This is a genomic window from uncultured Sphingomonas sp. (assembly GCF_902806265.1).
In the GTDB taxonomy this organism is placed as follows: Bacteria; Pseudomonadota; Alphaproteobacteria; order Sphingomonadales; family Sphingomonadaceae; genus Sphingomicrobium.
This window is the reverse complement of record NZ_CADCVZ010000056.1, coordinates 1-5503: the sequence shown is the minus strand read 5'-3', so window position 1 is coordinate 5503 and position 5503 is coordinate 1. Positions and strand designations below refer to the sequence as shown.

Below are 5503 nucleotides of genomic sequence, written 5' to 3'. Positions count from 1 at the left end.
GAACCCGTCCATCTGGAACAGGTCCTTGACGGTTACCGGAATGACATGGAGCGGGCAGGCGACCCGACCTGCCGTGAGCCGGCGGTCTGCCTCCCTGGCGTGAGCCAAGGCTTCCTCCGCGCGCAGTTCCGCTATCGAGTTCAGCGCTGCATGCTCGCTAGCCGCTTCAAGCGCCAGGCCTACCAAGGTCTCCGCAGTCAGCCGCCCCGTGCGGAGATCGGCCAAGGCATCGACGATGTTCAGACTGAACATTCCGGCAAGGTCATCATGCTCGGGGAGCTCGGACTGAGGCTGCTGTAGGTACTCGCGGAATCGTCGGCCACCGTCTGCACTTCCGCAAGTCCGACATCGAAGAGGTTGCCGCAGATGGAAAAGGACCTGTCACCCGCCAACCGCCCTCCGCTGGCAACTGCCGCTCATGGCGAGGACCGATGCGGCCAGTTAGCTCTGGGAGTTCATCAGCTGCTATGACAAGCTCGAAGTTGCTCAGAAATTGGATCAGGTGCATTGGATCAGGAACGGATCTCACCCCGCTTGAGCGTAGCCCTGACCGCCTACAATGCTCAGAGATTCCTCGCTGAAACGATCGAGAGCGTATTGGCGCAGGACTTCGCCGACTTCGAGTTCCTGCTGCTCGACGACGGCTCCACCGATCGGACTGCCGAAATCGCCAACAGCTATGCCGCGCGCGACCCGCGCGTCCGGGTGATTTCCCGCGAGAACCGGAGGATGCCGGCGAGCCTCAACCAATTGTTCGCAGCGGCCCGGGCGCCGCTGGTCGCGCGGCTCGATGCCGACGATGTCTGCGAACCCACCCGCTTCTCGCGCCAGGTGGCATTCCTCGACGAGCACCCGGATCACGGACTCGTTGGCAGCCAGGCCCATGCGATCGACGAGACCGGGCGGCGAGTGCCGCGGCTCGATGCGAAGGTGCCCTGTGCGCATGAGGACGTTCTCGCAGCGCTGCCGCTCTACAATCCCTTCTACCACCCTGCGGTGATGGTCCGCCGCAACCTGGTGATCGCCGCCGGCGGCTACCGTGACGCCTACCGCGATACCGAGGACTACGAGCTTTGGCTGCGGCTGTCGGAGCGCACCCGCATGGCCAACCTTCCCGAGGTGCTGCTCAATTATCGCTGGCACCTTGGCCAGACCAGCAGTCGGAACATGGCCGGACAGGCCCGCAAGGCCGCCATCGCCTGGCTGGCCCACCTCGAACGCGTTGCCGGACGCCCCGACCCGACCGAGGGGTTGGCGGTTCTGCCACCCGACGACCTGATCGAGGCGCTGTTCGGCGCCGGGTCGTGGGAGTATGTGCGGGCACGCGTGTTCAAGGAGATCAGCTCCGCCCCGGCCGTTCGCGAAGGTGACGAATGGCCCGTGGCGCTTGCCCACGCCCGCACCCGGAGCGAGCGTTCGAGGATGCGGCGCATCGCCGGGTCGCAACTTCGCGCCGGTCGGCCGCTGGTGGCTCTGCGGATACTCGCCGCCCTTATTGGAAAACACCTCAACAGCTCGGGCGACGCGCCTAGCTAGTTCCCGCAGGGGTACCTCGGCACCGAGCGCCTGGCGTATTGGCTCTGGCGTTGGCCGGTCACAATGCTCTACGATCAGCGCTGAGGTAGTGGGGGTTATCGAGTGCCGATCCTGGTCTGCGCACCGTTTTGCGGTGTTCGACGCCGTTCCGGGATCCGCCAGGCATGAGGCGCCGGACGACGAGCGCGGCCGCGCCTGAAACCATCCTCGAGGCGGGGCGGGCGGAGCGCAATTATTGGCGCGACCTGTGGCAGTATCGCGAGCTGTTCCAGGTGCTCGCCTGGCGCGATGTGACCGTCCGGTACAAGCAGACCGTCATCGGCGTGCTGTGGGCGGTGCTGCGGCCGTTCCTCACCATGGTGATCTTCACAGTGATCTTCTCCAGGCTCGCCAAGCTGCCGGCAGAAGGGGACGCACCTTACGCCCTGATGGTGTTCGCCGGCATGCTGCCCTGGACCTTCTTCTCAACGGCGTTGACCGATGCGTCGAGCAGCCTGGTGGCCAACGGGAATCTGGTCACCAAAGTCTATTTCCCCCGGCTTATCGTCCCCACTGCGGCGATCATGGTGGCGTTTGTCGATTTCGCCATCGGGCTGGCGATCATGGCGTTGATGATGGTCTGGTACCAATTCGCGCCCGGGCCCGAGGTGCTCCTGCTGCCGGTGTTCGTGGTCCTGGGCTTCCTTGCCGCGCTTGGCCCCAGCCTGTGGATCACCTCGCTGAACGTCCGCTACCGGGACTTCCGCTATCTGACCCCGTTCCTGGTTCAGTTCGGGCTGTACGTCTCCCCCGTGGGGTTCAGCTCCGGCATCGTGCCGGACGAGTGGCGGCTGCTCTACTCCGTCAACCCGATGGTCGGGGTGATCGACGGTTTCCGCTGGGCGCTGCTGGGCGGAGAAACCCCGCTCTACTGGCCGGGGCTGGTCATGAGCTTGGCCGTGAGCGCCGGATTCCTGTGGCTGGGCATCGCCAAGTTCCGCCGGGTCGAGCGGTCCTTCGCGGACCTGATGTGATGGCTGCGCAGCCGGTCATCCGCGTCGAGCAGTTGTCGAAGCGTTACCTCATCGGTCATGAGCGCGCGACGCGGGGCGGCGAGACGTTCCGCGAGATGCTGATGAGCAACGGCCGCCGCCTGGTGCGCACCGCCCGCGACATGGCCCGCGGACGGCAGATCGTCCAAGGCGACGAGATCGAAGCCTTTTGGGCGCTGAAGGATGTTTCGTTCGACGTCCAGCAGGGGGAGGTGCTCGGCGTCATCGGCCGCAATGGCGCTGGCAAGAGCACCCTGCTCAAGGTCCTCAGCCGGATCACCGAGCCGTTCGCCGGCCGGGTGACCATCCGCGGCCGGGTCGCCAGCCTGCTGGAGGTCGGAACCGGCTTCCACCCCGAGCTGACCGGCCGCGAGAATATCTTCCTGAACGGCGCCATCCTCGGCATGACGCGCGCCGAGGTCCGTCGCAAGTTCGACGAGATCGTGGCGTTCGCCGAGGTCGAACGCTTTCTCGACACTCCGGTGAAACGCTATTCGAGCGGCATGTACGTGCGCCTGGCGTTCGCGGTCGCGGCGCACCTCGAGCCCGAGATCCTGATCGTCGATGAAGTACTGGCGGTCGGCGACGCGGAGTTCCAGCGCAAGTGCCTCGGCAAGATGCACGACGTCGCCGGCAGCGGTCGCACGGTGCTGTTCGTCAGCCACAACATGGCGGCGATCAACTCACTGTGCCACCGCGCCGTCCAGCTGTCGGGCGGCGAGCTCGTCTTCCAGGGCGAGGTCGCGGAAGCCATTGAACATTATTCGAGCACGCTCGCCGAGGAAACGGACCTGGTCTTCCCTGCCGACCCGGCGCGGGCCGCCATCACCGGCATCCGCATCGACCGCGAAGCGCTCAAGCGCCGCGACCTCGACCTGACGATCGCCTTCCGCTCCCCGGTCCCGGTCGCCAGGCCGATCGGGGGCATCGTGCTGCGGGCGATCGGCGGCGAGCCGCTGTGGGGCTCCAACGGCCGCTTCCATCCTTCCGGCGAGCAGGTGAACGGCCTGACCGAAGGCGTAGTCCGATGCCAGGTGCAGGACATCCCGCTGGTCCCCGGCAAGTACATCCTGTCGATCTGGCTGGGCGACTACTACACCGACTTCGACGAGAAGATTGACCTGACGGTCATCACGCTCGGCCGGACCGAACCCGGCTCGCTCGACCACCTGCGCCCGCCGCCCGCCGTCCAGGGCTACCTCGACTGGGGAGCGCGCTGGTCGGTGCTGCCGGCCTGAGCGGCAGGGCGAGCCTCTTCCCTTAGGAGAAAAGCAAGGTCGACGCGCTACACCGGCGCCGTGAACGCGCCCGCCAAACTTTCGAAGATCGAGAAGCTTCGCCTGCGCGATGGCGACCGTTGCTGGCTGTGCAACGGCAAGCTGAGCTTCGGCGCGGCCCGGACGAGCAAGAAGGCGCCGACGATCGAGCATCTCGTGGCCCAGGTGAACGGCGGGACCGATGCGCTCGACAACCTCGTCCTAGCCCATCCCGGCTGCAACCGGCAGCTGGGCTGCCGGCCGGTCGCGGACAAGCAGGCGATGCGCGAGCGGCGGCGGGCTATGCGGGAGCAGTTGCAGTCGGCCGCCAGGGTTCGGTCGGAGACGCCGGTCGAGGAAGGCGGCAACAAGGGCGCGCGTCCGCGCACCGCCCCGCAGGCCCAGGCGCCGGGCGGCGGAACCACGGTTCTGGTCGGCTTGCGGCGGTGGCGGCTGGCGGCGCTGGTCGCAAGCGGCGCGGCGCTGCTGGCGACTGGCCTTGCCGCGGGGCTGGTCATCGCGCGCTGACTCTGGTTGGGAGGAGCCCTCCAAGCAGCAAGGAAGCGAGGCGAGATGGAGCGGCATAGCTGCGGGTGCCTGTGCGGAGCGGTGCGGGTGATGGCGACGGGGCAGCCGGACCGGGTCGGGCTGTGCCACTGCCTCGACTGCCGCAAGCACGGCGGCAGCCTGTTCTTCGCCGCAGCCATCTACCCGGCGGGTCAGGTGACGATCACCGGCGAGACCCGCGAATACAAGAACCGCCACTTCTGCCCGACCTGCGGCTCGTCCGTGTTCGCCCAATGGACCGATGAGGTGGAGGTGCACCTGGGCACGCTGGACGCGCCTGACCAGTTCACCCCGACCTACGAGCTATGGACGGTGCGACGGGAGGCGTGGCTGCCGGAGTTCGGGATGAAAGAGTTTGAGCGGGATCGCGTAACTACAAAGTCGGCGCGACAACCTTGAACACGGAATTTCTTGGATCGATGATTGTCTGGCAGTTTGCACAAACGTTCGCGTCTTCTTCCTCGAAAATCGTCAGGCTGTCACATCCGCGGCAGACATGCAGATTTCTCTCGAGAACTGATTCGACAGGGATGCGAGGTTTGACAGCGATGGCGAGCTTCGGATCGGCGAGGGAGTAGAGGTTCTGCGGACGCGCGCCTGGGGTCGGTACCTCTCCGGTTCTGAAGACCGCACCTTGATCAGTCCAAATCTGAATCTTCCGGCTAACAGCGCTTGCCTTAATCCTAAAGATGTAGCTGGCTAATTTAGAGATCGTAAAACCAGCTAGTCCTACTCTAAGCAAGTCTTCGACGTTTGCACCATACATCTCAGAAACACGCTGCTCGGAGAAAGTCTTGATGCCTTGCGCGATCACACGGCGATCAAGCGAGCCCGCTTCATTCTTCACACGAGTTTGCTCGTCTGCAATAAACTTTGAAACTAGGATCATGTCACGTGGTGAGCCGACCGCTAGAATGCAGACCAGCTTGTGCAGATCGTAGTTTAGGCCTTCGTCCAAAAAGGAATTAAGCGACCACACATTGCCAGGTGAGTAGGCTTTGAGCCGCTCAGCCAACATGGCGCTCATCTCGTCGAGATTCCAGTTCAGCGTGTGCAAGGGGATGCGGTCGGTGCGTGCGCCGGAGCCCACGTACCGACTTTTGATCTGGTCCC

Annotated in this window: 7 protein-coding genes; 5 read left to right on the top strand and 2 right to left on the bottom strand. The window is 65.0% G+C overall.

From position 1 onward, the window contains the following. A partial coding sequence (locus tag QZX62_RS10435; protein ID WP_294174261.1) for an amidase family protein occupies positions 1-252 on the bottom strand: 252 nt, incomplete at its 3' end. A gap of 282 nt (positions 253-534) precedes the next feature. On the opposite strand from QZX62_RS10435, the gene QZX62_RS10430 reads away from it, so the two are divergent. The 5 genes from QZX62_RS10430 to QZX62_RS10410 all read left to right on the top strand — a co-directional run bounded on the left by QZX62_RS10430 (position 535) and on the right by QZX62_RS10410 (position 4789). After that, positions 535-1536 carry a glycosyltransferase gene (locus tag QZX62_RS10430; protein ID WP_294174259.1) on the top strand — a complete coding sequence of 334 codons (1002 nt, stop codon included), beginning with the start codon at positions 535-537 and terminating at the stop codon, positions 1534-1536. Positions 1537-1700: 164 nt separating this feature from the next. Then, the gene (locus QZX62_RS10425) at positions 1701-2549 is read left to right on the top strand and encodes an ABC transporter permease (RefSeq protein WP_294174258.1); all 849 of its coding nucleotides are present in this window, start codon (positions 1701-1703) and stop codon (positions 2547-2549) included. Further along, positions 2549-3805 (top strand): polysaccharide ABC transporter ATP-binding protein, encoded by a 1257-nt coding sequence (locus tag QZX62_RS10420; protein ID WP_294174257.1) that lies wholly within the window; start codon positions 2549-2551, stop codon positions 3803-3805. Before QZX62_RS10425 ends, QZX62_RS10420 begins: the two co-directional genes overlap by 1 nt. A gap of 60 nt (positions 3806-3865) precedes the next feature. Further along, positions 3866-4351 (top strand): HNH endonuclease, encoded by a 486-nt coding sequence (locus tag QZX62_RS10415; RefSeq protein ID WP_294174255.1) that lies wholly within the window; start codon positions 3866-3868, stop codon positions 4349-4351. A 45-nt stretch (positions 4352-4396) separates the two neighbouring features. Continuing rightward, the gene (locus QZX62_RS10410) at positions 4397-4789 is read left to right on the top strand and encodes a GFA family protein (protein ID WP_294174253.1); all 393 of its coding nucleotides are present in this window, start codon (positions 4397-4399) and stop codon (positions 4787-4789) included. On the opposite strand, the gene QZX62_RS10405 is transcribed toward QZX62_RS10410, so the two are convergent. Then, positions 4764-5503 (bottom strand): hypothetical protein (locus QZX62_RS10405; RefSeq protein WP_294174251.1); only part of this gene is annotated, 740 nt, incomplete at its 5' end. The two genes, QZX62_RS10410 and QZX62_RS10405, sit on opposite strands and share 26 nt — an antisense overlap.

Excerpts from the sequence above, each read along its gene's own strand:
- QZX62_RS10425 (WP_294174258.1), top strand. The coding sequence starts at position 1,701 with ATGAGGCGCCGGACGACGAGCGCGGCCGCGCCTGAAACCATCCTCGAG.
- QZX62_RS10420 (WP_294174257.1), top strand. The coding sequence starts at position 2,549 with ATGGCTGCGCAGCCGGTCATCCGCGTCGAGCAGTTGTCGAAGCGTTAC.
- QZX62_RS10410 (WP_294174253.1), top strand. The coding sequence starts at position 4,397 with ATGGAGCGGCATAGCTGCGGGTGCCTGTGCGGAGCGGTGCGGGTGATG.